Origin of the sequence: Thermocrispum sp. (assembly GCF_002919275.1) — a bacterium.
Taxonomy (GTDB): Bacteria; Actinomycetota; Actinomycetes; order Mycobacteriales; family Pseudonocardiaceae; genus Thermocrispum; species Thermocrispum agreste.
In genome coordinates this window covers 1-16,189 of sequence record NZ_PKFA01000020.1, presented here as the reverse complement: position 1 = coordinate 16,189, position 16,189 = coordinate 1, and the positions used below count along the sequence as shown (strand labels likewise).

The following is a 16,189-nucleotide window of genomic DNA, read 5'->3' as shown; positions in this document are numbered from 1 at the left end:
TCCTCGGGAACCGATCGCGCCGGTGTCTGCACGGCCGTCCACTGCGGACGGGCACCGTACCGCCCATCCGATGGATCCCTACGCGAACGCCGACGAGCACTACGCGGGATCCCAGATCGCCAAGTACGAGGGCGGGTTGCACGGAAAACCGCCGAAGCTGCACCGGCCGCTCGGCAACGACGTCAGCGGCTGGCAAGGAGAGGTCAACTGGTACCTGGTCTCGGAGAAGGGCGCGAAGTTCAGCTACGTCAAGGCGACCGAAGGCACCGGCTATCGCAATCCCCACTTCTCCCAGCAGTACGACGGTGCGGCCAGAGCCGGCCTGATCCGCGGCGCCTACCACTTCGCCCGGCCCGACCTCAGCGGTGGTGGTACCCAGGCGAAGTTCTTCGTCCGGCACGGCGGCCAGTGGCGCAACGACGGCCGCACCCTGCCGGGCGCGCTGGACATGGAATACAACCCCTACGGCACGGACAAGTGCTACGGCCTGACCCAACGGCAGATGCGTTCGTGGATCCGGGCGTTCGTCCGGGTCTACGCCGACCGGACCGGGCGGCTGCCGGTCATCTACACCTCTACCAGCTGGTGGAAGCTGTGCACCGGCAACTCCGGTGCGTTCGCGCACAGTCCGTTGTGGATCGCCCGGTACAACACCTACATCGGCGCGCTGCCCAAGGGATGGGAACGGCACACGTTCTGGCAGTTCTCCGATTCCGGTTCGCTGCCGGGGGATCAGAACTACTTCCACTCTTCGATGCGCACGTTGCGCAGACTCGCCACCGGGTGGTGATCGCCACGCACCGCGCACGGTTCTACTCCATCCGGGTGTAGAAATGGTAATTCACCATTAATTTTTCTGCCGCTCTGTCATCGCGCAGTAGAAATTTGCGGCAACTGCTGACAAGCGGAAGATTATCGCCGAGAATCACTTTCGGCGGGCCTGCTACCGCCACAAGACGAGGGCACGGAGGACACTCCAATGAAGACAATCACATCCCGACGGCTGCGTATTGCCGCCGTCGCGGCGGGCTGTGTGGCAGTTGCGGTGGCGTTCAGCGGACCGGCCACCGCGACACCGACCACCTCCGCCGACATCGACCGGTACGTGGCCAAGTACGACCACCCGATGGGCTCGCAGATCCGCAAGCACGAACGGGTGGACGCCGGCCCGATGACGCCGAAGGACGTCTCCGCGGCGGCCACCGTCTACGGAATCGACGTCAGCGGCTGGCAGGGCAACGTGGACTGGAACTACTGGTGGAACCAGGGCAAGCGGTTCGCCTACGTCAAGGCCACGGAAGGCACCACCTACAAGAACCCGTACTTCGCCCAGCAATACGTGGGCTCGTACAACCGCGGATTCATCCGCGGCGCCTATCACTTCGCATTGCCGGACCGTTCGAGCGGGAAAGCGCAGGCGAACTTCCTGGCCGACAACGGGGGCGCCTGGTCGCGTGACAACCAAACGCTGCCTGCCGCGTTGGACATGGAATACAACCCCTACGGTTCGACGTGCTACGGCCTGACGAAGGCGCAGATGCAGAAGTGGATCAAGGAGTTCCACGACACGTACTACCAGCGCACCGGGCGGTGGCCGGTGATCTACACCTCGACCAGCTGGTGGAACCAGTGCGTGGGCAGCGGTCACGGCCTGGAGAAGACGGTGCCGCTGTGGGTGGCGCGCTACAGCAGCTCGGTCGGCACGCTGCCGTCGGGATGGTCGGTGTGGTCGTTCTGGCAGTACACCTCGAGCCCGATCGACCAGGACCGGTGGAACGGGTCCATCGAGCGTCTGCGGGTGCTGGCCAACAACGGCTGATCTCCGCGCGACGCACGGCCCGCTGGGTTCCCTGCACCCAGCGGGCCTTTTGCTGCTCGGCGCTTGCCTCCCTCGCGCAGCAGCGGCCTCGCTGGTGGCGCCCGCCGTGGATGCCGTCGTGGTCACTCCCGGGGCGTTCCGCTCATCACCGCCGCCGCTTCGCAAGCGCACACGTTTCGCCTGTCCGTGATTCGCCGCTCGCGGCCGCCAGGCAGAATCCGACACGGCGGTATCAGGAACAGATTCGTTCCTTGACCCGCCAGCACAGTTCGTGGCGCAAGCACGTGGAGGACCATGTGACGACCCCCGGTGCCCGCGCGCCGGCGACCGGGGCCTGCCTCCCGGTGCCGACGGCCAGGGCAGTCACCGGATAGTCCCTGGCCGGTTCGCGGTCACGTTCGGCGAGCTCGTGCCATCGCCAAGCGCACGGTTCGCGAGTTCATCGGATCGACTGATCGGAACGAGATGACACAACCGAATGCTCCATACGGCCAGGGCCAGCCGCAGAGCGCCTACCCACAAGGGCAGGGCCAACAGCCCTACGGCCAGCAGCAGTACCCCGCCACCGGCGGCTTCCCCGCAGGTGGCGGCTATCCACCCCAGCCACCGAAGAAGTCCAACACGGCGGTGATCGTGACCATCGTCGCCGTCGTGGTCATCGCCTTGGGCGCACTCGGCATCACCGGGTTCGTGGCCCCCGGCTTCTTCCTCTCCGACGACGACGAGAAGTCCGACGGCAACAAGGACAGTGGCGGCGGTGGCCAGCAGACCGACCCCACATCCAGCCCGCAGGCGCTGGCCGAGCGCATCGTGGCGGAGATCAACAACAAGAACGTGGACGCGCTGTTCGGCCTGAAGTGCCAGCAGACCGGACCGAACGTGGACGACGTCATCAAGATGGTGCCGCAGATCCAGTCCGTGGAGCTGACCGGCCAGGCCCGGGAAACCGGTCCTACCGAAGCGATGGCCGAGGTGCACGCGGTGACGGCCAAGGGTGCGGCGAACGTCACCGGCATCATGACCAAGCAGGGTGACAAGTGGTGCTGGAGCGACGCCCGGCTCAGCGGTCATGCCGAAGGGCCCGCGATGAACCCGGGGCAAAGTCCCGCGCCGCCCGCGAGGATGCCGGACGGTCCGCAAGGGGGATTCGACGAGGCGCCGCCGGTCGGCAAGGCCGCGATGTCCGAGTTCGTGAACAAGGTGAACGCCGGGGACGCCGAAGGTGCCAGTGCGATGCTCTGCGCGGCCGCCGAATACCTGAAGGAGGACGTGCAGAAGGTGGTGGACAACGGGGCCAACATCGTTCTCGAAGCGACGCAGGACATCGACTCGGGTGTCCGCGCGGACCTGGGGGGAACGATGAGCGGCAAGAAGGCGAGCGGCGTCCTCTCCATGATGAGCCCGGACGACGGCGCCACGTGGTGCGTGAGCATGTTGTTCTACGCCACGATCGGATAGGTCGCTGCGCTCCGGCCACGATCAGCGAATGCCCGTGCCGCCGACGAGGCGGTGCGGGCATTCGTTTTGCCGTGCCTTCCGCGAAGGCCGGGTGTTTGCCGTGCCTTTCCCTTGGCTCGGGTGTTGCCGTGCTTTCCGACGGCCGGGCGCTCGCCCGTCGCCGGGTGCCGGACTGCCAGACAACCTGCCACGCGCACGCAAGCTCGGCATGAACTGGGGAACTGCTCTGACGTCGGTGGAATCGAATCCGCTGAATCCTCGGCAGGCCACGAGCACACCAGAGGACACCGAGAAAGCCGGTGGTCCCAGGGCTGGTCGCGGTGGTTTCCTTTTCGTCTCCGGCGCACGCGGAGGAATGTCATGACCAATCCGTACGGTCCGCACAACCAGCCTCGGGGGCCGGCGTAGCAGCCGTATCCGCAGGGCCAGGGCGGCTTGCCGAAGTCAGGGTGCGCCCCATGGGCAGCACTGTCCCCCGGCTGGCGGCTTTCCCGCGGCGGGGCTTCCGGTGGCTATCCGCCTCAGCCGCCGAAGAAGTCCAAAGCACCGCTGATCGTCACTGTCGTTGCCGTGGTGGTAGCGCTGGCGGCACTGGGTATCACCGGGTTCGTTGCGCCCGGCTTCTTCTTGTCCGGTGGCAGCAGCGACGGTGAGAGCGGGCAGACCAGCTCTGGCCAATCGGGCGGCTCGGCCAAGGAGCCGGTTGGCCAGAAACGTGCAGCCGAGGGGACGATACCGAGTGAGGAGGACGAGGTTCCTGAGGTCGCCAAGGAGACCCGCGGGAGATTCCTGTCAGAGATCAGCAATGGCAACGCCGCGGCCGCCAAGGCGAATACATCGACGCTGAGGTGGGCCAGGGTGATCGCCGACCGGGTGGCCGGGATGCAGCACTACATCGTCTTGGGCCGGGCGATCGTGGATCCGGAGCGCATCCAGACGAACTTGACAGGCAAGCTCGGTGCGCAGGATGCGACTGGATTGATCACGCTCCGGCTCCCGGACGCCGACGGCGAGTGGTGTGTGAGCGAATTCGAGTTCGGCTGACAACAGGAGAATTTTCGTTCAACTGAAAAACCGGAGATTCGGTGATGCCCGCGTCGCCGACCGGGCGACGCGGGCATCACTTTGTTTCGCTACGCGCGAGCGTCGATCACGGGGGCGGTCATTCCTTCAGCGCGTAGAAGGTCCGGCCTTCGCGGAGGCTGAACGTCGGCTCGACGAGGATGGTCGCCCCGTCCAATTGCTCGGTGGGGACGGAGATGCAGACGTTCCCGGTGACCGTGCCGCCCGGGAAGGTCTCCCCGGTCTCGTCGAGCGGCTTCGGAATGACGCCACAGTAGTCTTCCGCGCCGGTGCCGAAAGTGTTGCCCTTGCCTCCGACGATCGCCCAGCGGAAATCGACGATCGCGGTACCCGAGTCGTTGCCCTCGTAGGTGGCTTGCACGGTGAACATGACGAGTTGACGGCCCTTGGCCGGAGGCTCGTTGAACTCGTTCTCCTTGAGCACTCTGTCGGTCGCGTCGAGCGTGACGTCCGTGACCGCGACGGTCCAGTCGCCGACTTTGATCTTGGTGCCCGGTTCGAGGGGGTTGTCGCGGGTACCCGGTGCTGCTTCGCCGTCTTCGGCCTGCCCGGGATCGACGGCTGGTGCCTCGTGGTTCCCGCTGCCGCCGGAGGCTTTGCCGTCGACGATCTCCGCGCCTGAGCCGGCCGCGGGCCGGTCTTCACAGCCGGTCAGCAAGGTCAAAGCCGCAGACAGGGCAGCGGCGGCAACGAACCGGGTCGAATACCGCATGCGTGCTCTCCTATGATGTTTGTTCCCTTTGCGAGTTATGAGTGAATCACGCGTGATCGCCGACGGCAGGGCACGCCCCCCGGAATGGGGAGGGCGGATCACGATCGAGTGCGTCGTCCCCTCGCCGGACGCCTTCCCCCGGGACGGGAAGCGCGGGCATCACTGCGCCGCGAAGTACGCCACCCGGTGCGTGAAGCAGTGCTTGCCGGGCCGCCGTCCGGTGGGGTGCCGCCGCAACGCCATCCCTGTGCGTGAGGCAATGCTGCGTCGCAGGTGCGGCGGTGCACTCCTGCGCGTGAAGCAGTGCTCTGTGTTGATCACATCCCGGGACAGGCGCCGGGCGGATCGGCGAAGACCGCCGTAATGTCGGCACCGCGAGGCACGCGGAGGAACCATGGGTGTGGACGAGCTGCAGCAGCTGGTGGCCGGCAACGACGTCGCGGGCATGCAGCGGTGGCTGAAGCAGCACCCGCCGCACGTCGTCGCGGACGAACTGGCTCGCCGGGACGCCATTGATGCGGTCCTGCTGTTCCGGTTGCTGGACAAGGACAAGGCCCTCGCGGTCTTCGAAGAACTGGAGCCGGTGGACCAGCAGAAGATCCTGGAGGGCCTCCGGGACAAGACGTTCCGCGAACTGGTCGAGGCGATGGCTCCGGACGACCGGGCCATCCTGCTCGGCGAGGCGCCCGCCAAGTTCACCCGCCGGGTGCTTGCCGGGTTGTCGCCGCGGGAACGGGAGATGACCGCGGCCCTGCTCGGCTACGAGGACGGCACGGTCGGCCGCATCATGAGCCCGGAGGTGCTGGTGCTGCGCCAGGGCTTGACGGTGCGGCAGGCGCTCGAGCTGGTGCGCCGGCGAGGACCCGAGGTGGAGACCATCTACACGCTTCCGGTGGTCGACGACAGCCGGCGCTATCTGGGATATGTGACGCTGCGGGAGCTCGTGCTCGCCGATCCGAACCAGACCGTCAGCGAACTCGCCCACGAGGACGAACCGGGCGCGCACACCACGGACAGTGCCGAGGACGCGGCCCGCCTCATCCAGGAGTTGAACGTTCTCGCGCTGACCGTGGTCGACAGCGAGAACAGGGTGGTCGGCGTGCTGACGGTCGACGACGCGCTCGAGGTGATCGAGGCCGCGGACACCGAGGACGTCGCCCGCCAATCAGGGACCACGCCGTGGTCCGGCCACTACATGGCGGTCAGCGTGCTCTCGCTCGCCCGCTCACGTGTTGTCTGGCTGTTGCTGCTGATCATCGCGGCCACGCTGACGGTCGGCGTGCTCGAAGCGTTCGAATCGACGTTGTCCCAGGTCGTTCAGCTCGCCGCCTTCATACCGCTGCTCGTCGGCACTGGCGGCAACAGCGGCGCGCAGGCGGCAACGGCTGCCGTGCGCGCGCTCGCCGTCGGTGAGCTTCGCAGCGGCGACGTCATCCGAGTGGCGTTCCGCGAATCGCGCGTCGGGCTCCTGGTAGGGGTTGCGCTCGCCGCGGTGGCCTTCGCCTTCGCTGCGCTGGTCGCCAGCACGTCCATCGCCGTCGCGGTGGCGCTGTCCCTGGTGGTGATCTGTGTCTGGGCGGCCATGATCGGCGGGACGATGCCGCTGCTGGCCAAGCGCGTCGGCATCGACCCGGCGGTGGTTTCCGCGCCGCTGGTGACCACCCTGGTCGACGCCACCGGGCTGATCATCTACTTCTTGATCGCCCGAGCGGTGCTGGGTATTTGAGTCGCCGCACGCTCGGCCGACTTCGCCGGGCAGGACGTTGCCGCGTGCGGGCCGCGCTGGAACCCAGGTCGGGGTGGGCAGACTTCGGGTCAGTTCGGCGATGGAGGCCACGGTCGCGTCCGGGCCTGCGGCATGTAGCCGAGCGCGTTTGTGGGGTTTGTTGATGTAGGCGATCACCCGTGTTCCGGCGTTTCGAGCGGCCTGGACGTCGCTGACGGAGTCGCCTACCAACACGCATTGTCCGGGCCGCATCCCGTGGCGTGCCATCGCGGTACGCACGAGGTGTGGATGCGGCTTCAGCAGATCAGGCCGGCCGGGCACCCGCCCGACCACAGTGTCGACATGACGACCGAGATCGTGCTTGTCCAGAAAGGTCCGAGCTGCTGCCGTGGAATTGTTCGTCACGAGGCAGACGGGGACACCCACGGTCGCGAGTGCGGAAAGCAGGTGAGCAATGCCGTCGGTCGGTTTGGCCGCCTGTACCGATCGCACCTCGAGCGAGGTGAGCAAGGCGTCGATGTCGTCGGCTCGCCCCTGGGTGGCCGCGTATCGAAGGACGACGAACGGATCAGACGCCTCCGTCACGGCGGGCGGCAGCGGGCCGGTCAGCTCGGCACGCAGTCGGCGGGCGACATCGGGAGCCGGTATGCCGCTGAACACCGAGCACACCGGACCGTCGAAGTCGAGCAGCACGCAGTTGGCCGACCTGATCAGTCGAGCCGCGGCGGTCATTCGGACAGCCCCGTGCAACGGTGTTCCACACACTGTCGAACCAGGTGCGCGACTGCTTGACGAACTGTGACCCGACGTCGTCGTCATCGGGGTGGATGGCGAGGTGCGACAGCACGGCGTCTTTGCCCATCAAGCCCCACATGGGTGTGCCAGATCCGGAATGTGGCCGGGCGCTTGGCGTGCACCAGGAGCATGCTCCGCGGACAGGACGTGGTGCTGGCCGTCGTGTTCCGTCAGAGGCAGTGGGCGTTGGACGGCACGGCCCGTGACGTGAGGACTTTGACGGCCGACCGCGCTGCAGAACTGGCTGTGCTGCTGGCGGACACGGCATCGCTGGTACGTCACGCCAAGGGCGTAACGAGAGGCTGGGCCTCGGAGGTGAACACGAATCCGACACATGACCGCTCGATGCTCGCCCTGGAGCTGGAGCGCCTGCAAGCCGACACACGACACCCGGCCGCGAGGCTGAGCCCCACGGCCGGGCCGCCGAGGTTTCGCTTGTGCCTTCGCGTCAGTCGAACAGGGCCGGAAGCGTGCCTTCCCAGGCTTGCCGCAGCTCGTCCAGCGGGAAGGTCGCCACGTCCTGGATCTCCAGGGCGTTCGACTCCGGGTCGACGACGCCGATGCGCCGCCACGGCAGCCCGCGCGCGGTGCACATCTCGGTGAACCGCAGTTCCTCGGTGCGTGGCACCGCGACCAGCACCCGGCCCGCCGACTCGGAGAACAGCTGAACGAACGGATCCTGGTCTTCGTCCAGGATGATCCGCGCACCGGTCTGCCCGATCAGCGCCGCCTCCACCAGAGCCTGCGCCAGGCCTCCTTCGGAGAGGTCGTGCGCGGCCGACAGCATGCCGTCGCGGGAGCCCGCGACGAGGATCTCCGCCAACAGCTTCTCCCTGGCCAGGTCGACCTGTGGCGGGCGGCCGCCGAGATGTCCGTGGACGACGTGCGCCCACTCGGAGCCGCCGAACTCGTCGCGCGTCTCGCCGAGCAGGATCAGCGTTTCGCCCGGCTCGGCACCGATCCCGGTGGGGATGCGCCGCCGCACGTCGTCGATCACGCCGAGCACGCCGACGACCGGGGTCGGCAGGATCGCGGTGGAACCGGTCTGGTTGTAGAAGCTCACGTTCCCACCGGTCACCGGGATGCCCAGCTCGCGGCAGCCTTCCGCCAGGCCTTTGACGGCCTGCTCGAACTGCCACATCACGCCCGGGTCCTCCGGCGAGCCGAAGTTCAGGCAGTTCGTCACCGCCAGCGGTGTCGCGCCGGTGGTCGCCACGTTCCGGTACGCCTCGGCCAGCGCGAGCTGCGTGCCCACGTACGGGTCGAGCTTGACGTACCGGCCGTTGCAGTCGGTGGACGCCGCCACCCCGCGGCCGGTCTCTTCGTCGATGCGGATCATGCCGCTGTCCGAGGGCTGCGCAAGCACGGTGTTGCCGCGCACGTAGCGGTCGTACTGCGAGGTGACCCACTCCTTCGACGCCAGGTTCGGCGACGAGATCAGGCGCAGCAGCGTTTCGCGCAACTCTTCGGGGGTCGACGGGCGCGGCAGCTTCGCCGGGTCGTCCGCTTGCAGCTCGTCCTGGTCGGCCGGGCGGGCGATCGGCCGGTGGTACTCCGGGCCCTCGTGCGCCACCGTCCGTGGCGGAACGTCCACCACGGTCTCGCCGTGCCAGGTGATGACCAGCCTGCCGGTGTCGGTGACCTCGCCGATCACCGTGGCCAGCACGTCCCATTTCTGGCACACGCGCATGAACGCGTCGACGTCCTCGGGCCGCACGATCGCGCACATGCGCTCCTGCGACTCCGACGACAACACCTCGGCCGGGGTCATTCCCTTGGCGCGCAGCGGCACCTTGTCCAGTTCGATGTGCATGCCGCCTTCACCGGCGGAGGCCAGCTCCGACGTGGCGCAGGACAGCCCGGCGCCGCCCAGGTCCTGGATGCCGACCACCAGCCGCTGGGCGAACAGCTCCATGCAGCACTCGATCAGCACCTTCTCCGTGAACGGGTCGCCGACCTGCACCGACGGCAGCTTCTTTCGCGAGGCGACGTCCTCGTCGTCGGAGAACGACTCCGAGGCCAGCACGGACACCCCGCCGATGCCGTCCAGGCCGGTGCGGGCGCCGAACAGGATGACCTTGTTGCCCACCCCGGAGGCCTTGGCCAGCTGCAGGTCCTCCACCCGCATCGCGCCGATGCACATGGCGTTGACCAGCGGGTTGCCCTGGTAGGACGGGTCGAACACGACCTCGCCGCCGATGTTGGGCAGGCCGAGGCAGTTGCCGTAGCCGCCGATGCCCGCCACCACGCCGGGCAGCACGCGCTTGGTGTCCGGGTGGTCGGCCGCGCCGAACCGCAGCGGGTCCATCACCGCCAGCGGGCGGGCGCCCATGGCGAGGATGTCGCGCACGATGCCGCCGACGCCGGTGGCCGCGCCCTGATACGGCTCGACATAGGACGGGTGATTGTGCGATTCGACCTTGAACGTGACCGCCCAGCCGTCGCCGATGTCGACCACGCCCGCGTTCTCGCCGATGCCGGCCAGCAGCTTGGCCTGCATCTCCGGTGTGGTGTTCTCCTTCCAGTGCCGCCAGTGCACCTTCGACGACTTGTAGCTGCAGTGCTCGCTCCACATCACCGAGTACATGGCCAGCTCGGCCTCGGTGGGCCGGCGGCCGAGGATCTCGCGGATGCGGGCGTACTCGTCGTCCTTGAGCCCGAGCTCGGCGTACGGCTGCGGGCGGTCGGGGTCGGTGGCCGCCTTGTCGACGGTGTCGATCTCGGTCATGCCGTCACCAGTGAGCGGGTCGCGTCCAGCACGGAGTAGAAGACACCCAGGCCGTCGTCCGACGGGCCGGTCAGCGCGTCGATGGCGTGCTCCGGGTGCGGCATCAGGCCGACCACGCGGCCGTCCGGGCTGCAGATGCCCGCGATGTCGTTGATCGAGCCGTTGGGGTTGCCCTCCACGTAGCGGAACACCACCCGGCCCTCGGCTTCCAGCTCGCGCACGGTTTCGGCGGACGCGGTGTAACGGCCGTCGATGTTCTTGATCGGGATCAGGATCTCGGCGCCCGGCTCGAACCGCGTGGTCCACGCGGTCTCGGTGTTCTCCACCCGCAGCCACTGGTCCTTGCAGACGAAGTGCAGGCCGACGTTGCGGAGCATCACGCCGGGCAGCAGGCCGGCCTCGCAGAGGATCTGGAAGCCGTTGCAGATGCCCAGCACCGGCATGCCGCGGCGGGCCGCGTCCACGACCGACTGCATGATCGGCGCGAACCGTGCGATCGCCCCGGCGCGCAGGTAGTCGCCGTAGGAGAAGCCGCCAGGCACGACGACGGCATCCACGCCGCGCAGATCGTCATCGGCGTGCCACAGCGGCACCGCCTCCGCTTCGACGGCCCGCGCCGCACGGGCGGCGTCGACATCGTCCAGTGTTCCGGGGAAAGTGATGACGCCGATCTTCACGATTCCACCCGCCGCACCACGTAATCCTCGATGACGGGGTTGGACAGGAATCCTTCGGCGATCTTCTCCAAGGTGGCGTCGTCCACCTCGTCATCCACTTCCAATTCGAAGTGCTTGCCCTGCCGTACGTCGCGCACACCGGTGAAGCCGAGGCGCGGCAGTGCCTTGACGATGGCTTGACCCTGAGGGTCGAGGATCTCCGGTTTGGGAATGACGTCGACAACGACCCGAGCCACACGAACTCCCGAGAATGGCGGGGAAGGGGACGGCTCGAGCCTAGCCGACCTGGGCGGTTCGGATCGAGCTCGCCGCCCACGGGTGTGAGGCGGACCGCTGCCGCGCCGGCACGCGAGCTGCTCCCGCGGCCGACCCGGCGTCGGTCGCGCGACTCGCGAGCCGTGCACGCCTGCTGCCAGCCGCGACCGGGTGATGGTGGCATCGGTCCCGCAATTGGAGCAGTGACAGCGTCCACATCGGCGGCGCTGGACTCTCCCTGTTCGGCGTGGTGAAGGTGAGCTCGGCCGGTGCGGCCGATTCGCACCGCGCCGGTTCCTGGCTCATCGCATTGGCAGGTCACGCAGCTCGGTGACAGCTACCAGCCCTACTTGTCGGAGACAACCCACAATGCGCGACGTTCGCCGCCAATCAATATGCGACGTTCACCACTGATCCCAATGCTTCGAAGTTCGGTGACCACCTCCGATCTTCACCGCTGGTGACGGCCGTCGATCCGTTGTCAGGTCATAACCGCCCATGCACGCGCACTGACCGTGGGGCATCTCGACCGCTGGACGCAACGACCAGCACCAATTTGTCTTGCCGCCGGGTGCCTACGGGACGATCTGGATCTTGTCGCCGACCTGCAAGTGGTAGAAGAACTTGCGCGCGGGTGTCTGGGTAAGGCGAACGCAGCCGTGCGACTGGGATTGCACGCTGCCGTAGTGGAATGCATGCCCTTGCCAGGTGAAGAACACCGAGTAGGGCATCGGCCCGTTGTACTGCTTGCTCCAGTAGTTCTTCCGCTTGTACTTGACCGTGAACGTGCCGGTCGGCGTGCGATAGCCCGGCTTTCCGGACGAGATGCGCACCGGGCCGTAGATCGTGCTCGAGTTCTTGTACTTCAGCCACGCCCGCTTGGCGCTGAGATCGACGCACGCCCGGGAAGCCCACACCCTGCTGCACGGCCAGCTGCCGTAATCGGTGCCCTTCGCGGCTGCGGACGGCGCCACGGCGAGCATCGTCGCGAAGCCGACCAGCACAGCGGCCACCGCAGCCGCTGCCCTCCGCACCGTGGAGATCATGACGGGGCCTCCCCTCCGCGCCCTCCGAGTCGATCACAGCATCTGTGCGTCACAGCGTAGTCTTACGGACGCGTAGCGTACAGAGCGATCTGCTGTCAGCAGTTCGATCTGCTGTCAGCGACATTCGGTGGACTTCGCCGGGGACCCGGGCGCAAGCTCGGGTCATGCGGCTTTTGATCTTCGGCGGCACGGTGTTCCTCAGCCGCGCGGTGGCGGCCGAAGCGGCCCGCCGTGGGCACGAGGTGCTGTGTGCCGCCCGTGGCGAATCCGGCTCGGTGCCGGACGGCACCCGCCTGGTGCGGATCGACCGAGACGACCCGTCGACCCTCGACCAGCTGGTCGGCGAGCGGTTCGACGCGGTGGTCGACACATCACTGCTGTCCTACACCTGGACGGCAGACGCGCTGCGGGTGCTGGCGGGCACGACCGGCCATTGGCTGTTCGTCTCCTCCGTCAACGTGTATGCCGATCACCGGAAGCGGGGGCAGCGGCCGGGAGCCCCGCTCCTGCCACCGCGCCGCGAGCACGCCACGCTTGCCGACCGCGAGGCCGATCCCCAGCTGTACGGCGGGATCAAGGTGGCGAGCGAGAACGCGGTCCTGGACGCCTTCCCGGACGCGTTCATCGTGCGGCCGGGCCTGATCAGCGGCCCCGGAGACCACACCGACCGGTTCGGCTACTGGCCCATGCGTTTCGCGCGTGGCGGTCAAGTGCTGGTGCCGGACGTGCCGGATCAGCCTGCGCAATACGTCGACGTGCGTGACCTGGCGGCCTGGATGGTCGACGCCGCCGAGCAGCGACTCGGCGGGGTGTTCGACGCGATCACTCCGGCCGTGCCGTTGCCCTCCCTGCTGGCCGAGATCGCCGACGCCGTCGGCTTTGCGGGAGAGCTCGTGCCCGCCGCGCCGGAGAAGCTGCGTGCCGCCGAGGTCAGGCCCTGGTCAGGCCCGCGCTCGTTGCCCGTCTGGGCGCCGGACGAGGTGTACGGGATGTTGGACCACGACGCCGAGCCGGCCACCGAAGCCGGACTGCGGCACCGGCCGGTGGCCGACGCCGCGCGTGCTGCTTTGGATCACGAGCGGGCGCTGGGGGTGGACCGGGATCGCAAGGCGGGCTTGACCCCTGTCGAAGAGGCAGAGTTGATCTCGATCGTGGGTAATTGACGCACGGTCCCCGCGCAGCCGTCCGTGACCGGGAAAACTGACTGCGAACAGGCGTGAGCCGACCGTAGTTCTGGAGGACCCGAATGCGAGCTTCGAGCCCCGCGCGCCGCGTCGGCTCCGCGGCCGCCGCTGCCGCTCTCAGTGCTGCGCTGTGCGTGGCCGCCACCGCTCCGGTGAGCGCTGCGCCGGCCGCGGCAACCGGACACCACCTCACCGGCACCCCGGTGGCGAAGGTGACGAAGGCCGACTGGGAGAAGGGGCTGCGCTCCTACTTCGTGCTGGCGGACCCAGCCGACGTCGAGGCGGCGAAGAAGGCGGTGGTCGACAACGGCGGCACGGTGTTCGCGGCGTACGACAAAATCGGCGTGGTGGTCGCCCACGCCAAGGGCGAGAAGTTCGCCGACGCCGTGCGGGCGGTCCGCGGTGTTCAGGCCGTCGGCGCGACCCGCACGTCCGACGTGCCCAGGCAGGCCTACGACCCGCCGATCCCGAAGGCGCCCACCCAGCAGCAGCCCACCGAGAAGGAGCGGCTGCGGTGGGACATGGAGCAGATCCGCGCGGATGAGGCGTGGAAGGTCACCACGGGTTCCCGTGACGTGGTCGTAGGCGTCCTCGACACCGGGGTCGACGACCAGCACCCCGACCTGAAGGAGAACTTCGTCGCGGGCAAGTCCGCATCCTGCGCTTACGGCAGGCTCGACCGGCGGGAAGGCGCCTGGCGGGACACCGGCTCGCACGGCACCCACGTCGCCGGAACCATCGCGGCGGCCAAGAACGGCGTCGGCGTGGTCGGCGTTGCCCCCGGCGTACGCATCGCGTCCGTGCGCATCGCCGAGGAGCCCACCGGCTTGTTCTTCCCGGAGAACACCGTCTGCGCCTTCATGTTCGCCGGCGATCAGCGGTTCGACGTCACCAACAACAGCTACTACACCGACCCGTGGCAGTTCGTCTGCCCGAACGATGTCGACCAAGCCGCGATCTTGGACGGCGTCCGGCGCGCGGTGCGCTACGCCCAGAACCGCGGCGTCCTGCATGTCGCGGCGGCCGGGAATTCCGACTACGACCTGGCGAACAAGACGACCGACAGCACCAGCCCGAACGACTCCACACCGATCAAGAACCGCCCGATCGGCAACTCCTGCTTGGACATCCCGACCGAGATCCCCGGCGTGATCACGGTGTCCGCCACCGGCGATGCCGGCGTGAAGGCGTCGTACTCGAACTACGGCGTGGCCAAGATCGACGTGGCTGCTCCCGGTGGTGACCCGTTTGGCGGCCAGGATCGCGGCGTGTACTCGACGGTCCCCGGTGGTGGGTTCGGCTACAAAGCCGGAACGTCGATGGCGTCGCCACATGTCGCGGGAGTCGTGGCGCTGTTGGCCAGCGTCCACCCGGACGCCGGCCCGGCCGAGCTGGCAGCCCTGTTGCGCAAGCAGGCGCGGGATGTCCCGTGTCCCGACGACGACCGCTGCACCGGCGGGAAGGAACTCAATTCCTTCTACGGCGAAGGGGAAGTGGACGCGGCCAAGGCAGTGCGAACCAGGCGGTAGGCGGGCCGGTTGGCCTCGCGCGCCGGGTCGGGACCGTGACCCGCGCCGACCCGTGCACCCTGGTGAACTGGTTGGCCTCGCGCGCCAGGTCGGGCCCGGGGGCGGCCGGTGATGGTGAGCAAGGTGTCCCGCTTGGCCTCGCGCACGACGGGTCCGGGTCGGGCCTTCGGGAGCGCAAGCCGCCCGCAGCTGCACGAGCAATCCTGGTCCCGTCCGGTGGGTGCCGCCCATTGAGTCGCCGGCCATCGGAAGAGCTGTCGCTTCGTGAAGGCGCTCGGCACAGGCGAGCTGGGCGCTTTGCGGCACCCGCGCTCTTCGGTGGCCGGTGCACGGCGCCGAGGTGGCGTGGCATTGCCACGCAATCGGCGGGCTCGCCTCCACCGGGGTGCCCCGTTAGCCTGGAGGTCTGCCAGCAATGCCCCCGCCAGCGAGGACGGCCTGATGCGCATCGTTCACTACGGACACTCGTGCGTTCTGGTGGAGACCGAGACGGCGCGCGTGCTGATCGATCCCGGCGCGTTCTCCTCCGGGTTCGAGCAGTTGCGTGACCTGGACGCGGTCATGATCACCCATCAGCACTTCGACCACATCGACGCGGAGAAGCTGCCGGGTCTGCTGGAGGCGAACCCGTCGGCACGGCTGATCACCGACGCGGGCACCCAGGAACTGGTCAGCAAGCTCGGGCTGGAGAGCGAGACCGCCTATCCCGGGCAGTCGCTGCAGTTCGGCGAAACCTCGGTGCACGTGGTCGGCGGCGAACACGCGGTGATCCATCCGGATATCCCGACGGTCAGCAATGTGGGCTACGTCTTCGACGGTGGTGCCTTCTACCACCCGGGGGACTCGTTCCGGGTCCCGCAGAATCGCATCGACGTTCTCGGCCTGCCGACCGCTGCGCCGTGGCTGAAAGCGTCTGAGGCCGTCGACTTCCTGCGGGCGGTCAAGCCGCGCATCGCAGTGCCGATCCACGAGGCGGTGCTGGTGAATCCGGCGATGCACTATGGGCTGTTCACCAATCTCGCGCCGGAAGGCACCGAGGTTCGTGTCCTCGGCGCAGGCCAAGCGCTGGAGGTTCAGCGAGTCTGAGCGGTCTGAGCGGCACCTAGCGCTGCCGCCGAAGGTTGCCGCGTAAAAGCCGGGTCGGTTGCGCATCCTCGCGGGTCGTGCGGCTATGCGG

Annotated in this window: 13 protein-coding genes and 1 pseudogene; 8 read left to right on the top strand and 6 right to left on the bottom strand. The window is 68.0% G+C overall.

Going from position 1 to position 16,189, the window contains the following annotated elements; genetic code table 11:
• Window positions 1-70 precede the first annotated feature (70 nt).
• From CXP56_RS04400 to CXP56_RS04385, 4 genes are all read left to right on the top strand, one after another.
• The gene (locus CXP56_RS04400; RefSeq protein ID WP_286899955.1) at window positions 71-790 is read left to right on the top strand and encodes a lysozyme; all 720 of its coding nucleotides are present in this window, start codon (window positions 71-73) and stop codon (window positions 788-790) included.
• 189 nt (window positions 791-979) lie between these two features.
• On the top strand, window positions 980-1,819 hold the full coding sequence (locus CXP56_RS04395) for a lysozyme (RefSeq protein WP_028847031.1): 840 nt from the start codon (window positions 980-982) through the stop codon (window positions 1,817-1,819).
• Window positions 1,820-2,284: 465 nt separating this feature from the next.
• Window positions 2,285-3,277, top strand: coding sequence for a hypothetical protein (locus CXP56_RS04390; protein ID WP_286899953.1), 993 nt, complete (start codon window positions 2,285-2,287; stop codon window positions 3,275-3,277).
• Window positions 3,278-3,847: 570 nt separating this feature from the next.
• Complete coding sequence (locus CXP56_RS04385; RefSeq protein ID WP_286899992.1) at window positions 3,848-4,321, top strand: hypothetical protein; 474 nt, start codon at window positions 3,848-3,850, stop codon at window positions 4,319-4,321.
• A gap of 118 nt (window positions 4,322-4,439) precedes the next feature.
• Here the strand turns inward: CXP56_RS04385 and CXP56_RS04380 are convergent, their stop codons facing one another.
• Window positions 4,440-5,072 carry a hypothetical protein gene (locus CXP56_RS04380; RefSeq protein ID WP_156899132.1) on the bottom strand — a complete coding sequence of 211 codons (633 nt, stop codon included), beginning with the start codon at window positions 5,070-5,072 and terminating at the stop codon, window positions 4,440-4,442.
• Between the two features lie 394 nt (window positions 5,073-5,466).
• Here CXP56_RS04380 and mgtE point away from each other — a divergent pair, with 394 nt between their 5' ends.
• The gene (mgtE, locus tag CXP56_RS04375) at window positions 5,467-6,798 is read left to right on the top strand and encodes a magnesium transporter (RefSeq protein WP_286899950.1); all 1,332 of its coding nucleotides are present in this window, start codon (window positions 5,467-5,469) and stop codon (window positions 6,796-6,798) included.
• Between the two features lie 102 nt (window positions 6,799-6,900).
• Here mgtE and CXP56_RS18990 read toward each other — a convergent pair.
• The 5 genes and pseudogenes from CXP56_RS18990 to CXP56_RS04355 all read right to left on the bottom strand — a co-directional run.
• A pseudogene (locus CXP56_RS18990) lies at window positions 6,901-7,530 on the bottom strand (HAD family hydrolase); the annotation flags it as partial.
• 511 nt (window positions 7,531-8,041) lie between these two features.
• A complete protein-coding gene (purL, locus tag CXP56_RS04370; protein ID WP_286899947.1) occupies window positions 8,042-10,321 on the bottom strand; it encodes a phosphoribosylformylglycinamidine synthase subunit PurL in 2,280 nt (759 codons plus the stop codon).
• On the bottom strand, window positions 10,318-10,998 hold the full coding sequence (gene purQ, locus CXP56_RS04365) for a phosphoribosylformylglycinamidine synthase subunit PurQ (RefSeq protein WP_028847027.1): 681 nt from the start codon (window positions 10,996-10,998) through the stop codon (window positions 10,318-10,320). The genes purL and purQ overlap by 4 nt, the downstream gene beginning before the upstream one ends.
• Window positions 10,995-11,234: a phosphoribosylformylglycinamidine synthase subunit PurS gene (gene purS / locus CXP56_RS04360; RefSeq protein WP_028847026.1), complete on the bottom strand. Its 240-nt coding sequence runs from the start codon at window positions 11,232-11,234 to the stop codon at window positions 10,995-10,997. The genes purQ and purS overlap by 4 nt, the downstream gene beginning before the upstream one ends.
• Window positions 11,235-11,828: 594 nt before the next feature.
• The gene (locus CXP56_RS04355; RefSeq protein WP_051309971.1) at window positions 11,829-12,299 is read right to left on the bottom strand and encodes a L,D-transpeptidase; all 471 of its coding nucleotides are present in this window, start codon (window positions 12,297-12,299) and stop codon (window positions 11,829-11,831) included.
• A 164-nt stretch (window positions 12,300-12,463) separates the two neighbouring features.
• On the opposite strand from CXP56_RS04355, the gene CXP56_RS04350 reads away from it, so the two are divergent.
• The 3 genes from CXP56_RS04350 (at window position 12,464) to CXP56_RS04340 (ending at window position 16,098) form a co-directional block, all read left to right on the top strand.
• Entirely contained in the window at window positions 12,464-13,462 is a 999-nt protein-coding gene (locus CXP56_RS04350; protein WP_028847024.1) for an NAD-dependent epimerase/dehydratase family protein, read from the top strand.
• A 224-nt stretch (window positions 13,463-13,686) separates the two neighbouring features.
• The gene (locus CXP56_RS04345) at window positions 13,687-15,012 is read left to right on the top strand and encodes a S8 family peptidase (RefSeq protein WP_286899941.1); all 1,326 of its coding nucleotides are present in this window, start codon (window positions 13,687-13,689) and stop codon (window positions 15,010-15,012) included.
• A 441-nt stretch (window positions 15,013-15,453) separates the two neighbouring features.
• Window positions 15,454-16,098 (top strand): MBL fold metallo-hydrolase, encoded by a 645-nt coding sequence (locus CXP56_RS04340; protein WP_028847023.1) that lies wholly within the window; start codon window positions 15,454-15,456, stop codon window positions 16,096-16,098.
• Window positions 16,099-16,189 lie beyond the last annotated feature (91 nt).

Coding starts and splice junctions, on each gene's coding strand:
- CXP56_RS04400 (WP_286899955.1), top strand. CDS start 71: ATGGATCCCTACGCGAACGCCGACGAGCACTACGCGGGATCCCAGATC.
- CXP56_RS04395 (WP_028847031.1), top strand. CDS start 980: ATGAAGACAATCACATCCCGACGGCTGCGTATTGCCGCCGTCGCGGCG.
- CXP56_RS04390 (WP_286899953.1), top strand. CDS start 2,285: ATGACACAACCGAATGCTCCATACGGCCAGGGCCAGCCGCAGAGCGCC.
- CXP56_RS04380 (WP_156899132.1), bottom strand. CDS start 5,072: ATGCGGTATTCGACCCGGTTCGTTGCCGCCGCTGCCCTGTCTGCGGCT.
- mgtE (WP_286899950.1), top strand. CDS start 5,467: ATGGGTGTGGACGAGCTGCAGCAGCTGGTGGCCGGCAACGACGTCGCG.
- purL (WP_286899947.1), bottom strand. CDS start 10,321: ATGACCGAGATCGACACCGTCGACAAGGCGGCCACCGACCCCGACCGC.
- CXP56_RS04355 (WP_051309971.1), bottom strand. CDS start 12,299: ATGATCTCCACGGTGCGGAGGGCAGCGGCTGCGGTGGCCGCTGTGCTG.
- CXP56_RS04350 (WP_028847024.1), top strand. CDS start 12,464: ATGCGGCTTTTGATCTTCGGCGGCACGGTGTTCCTCAGCCGCGCGGTG.
- CXP56_RS04340 (WP_028847023.1), top strand. CDS start 15,454: ATGCGCATCGTTCACTACGGACACTCGTGCGTTCTGGTGGAGACCGAG.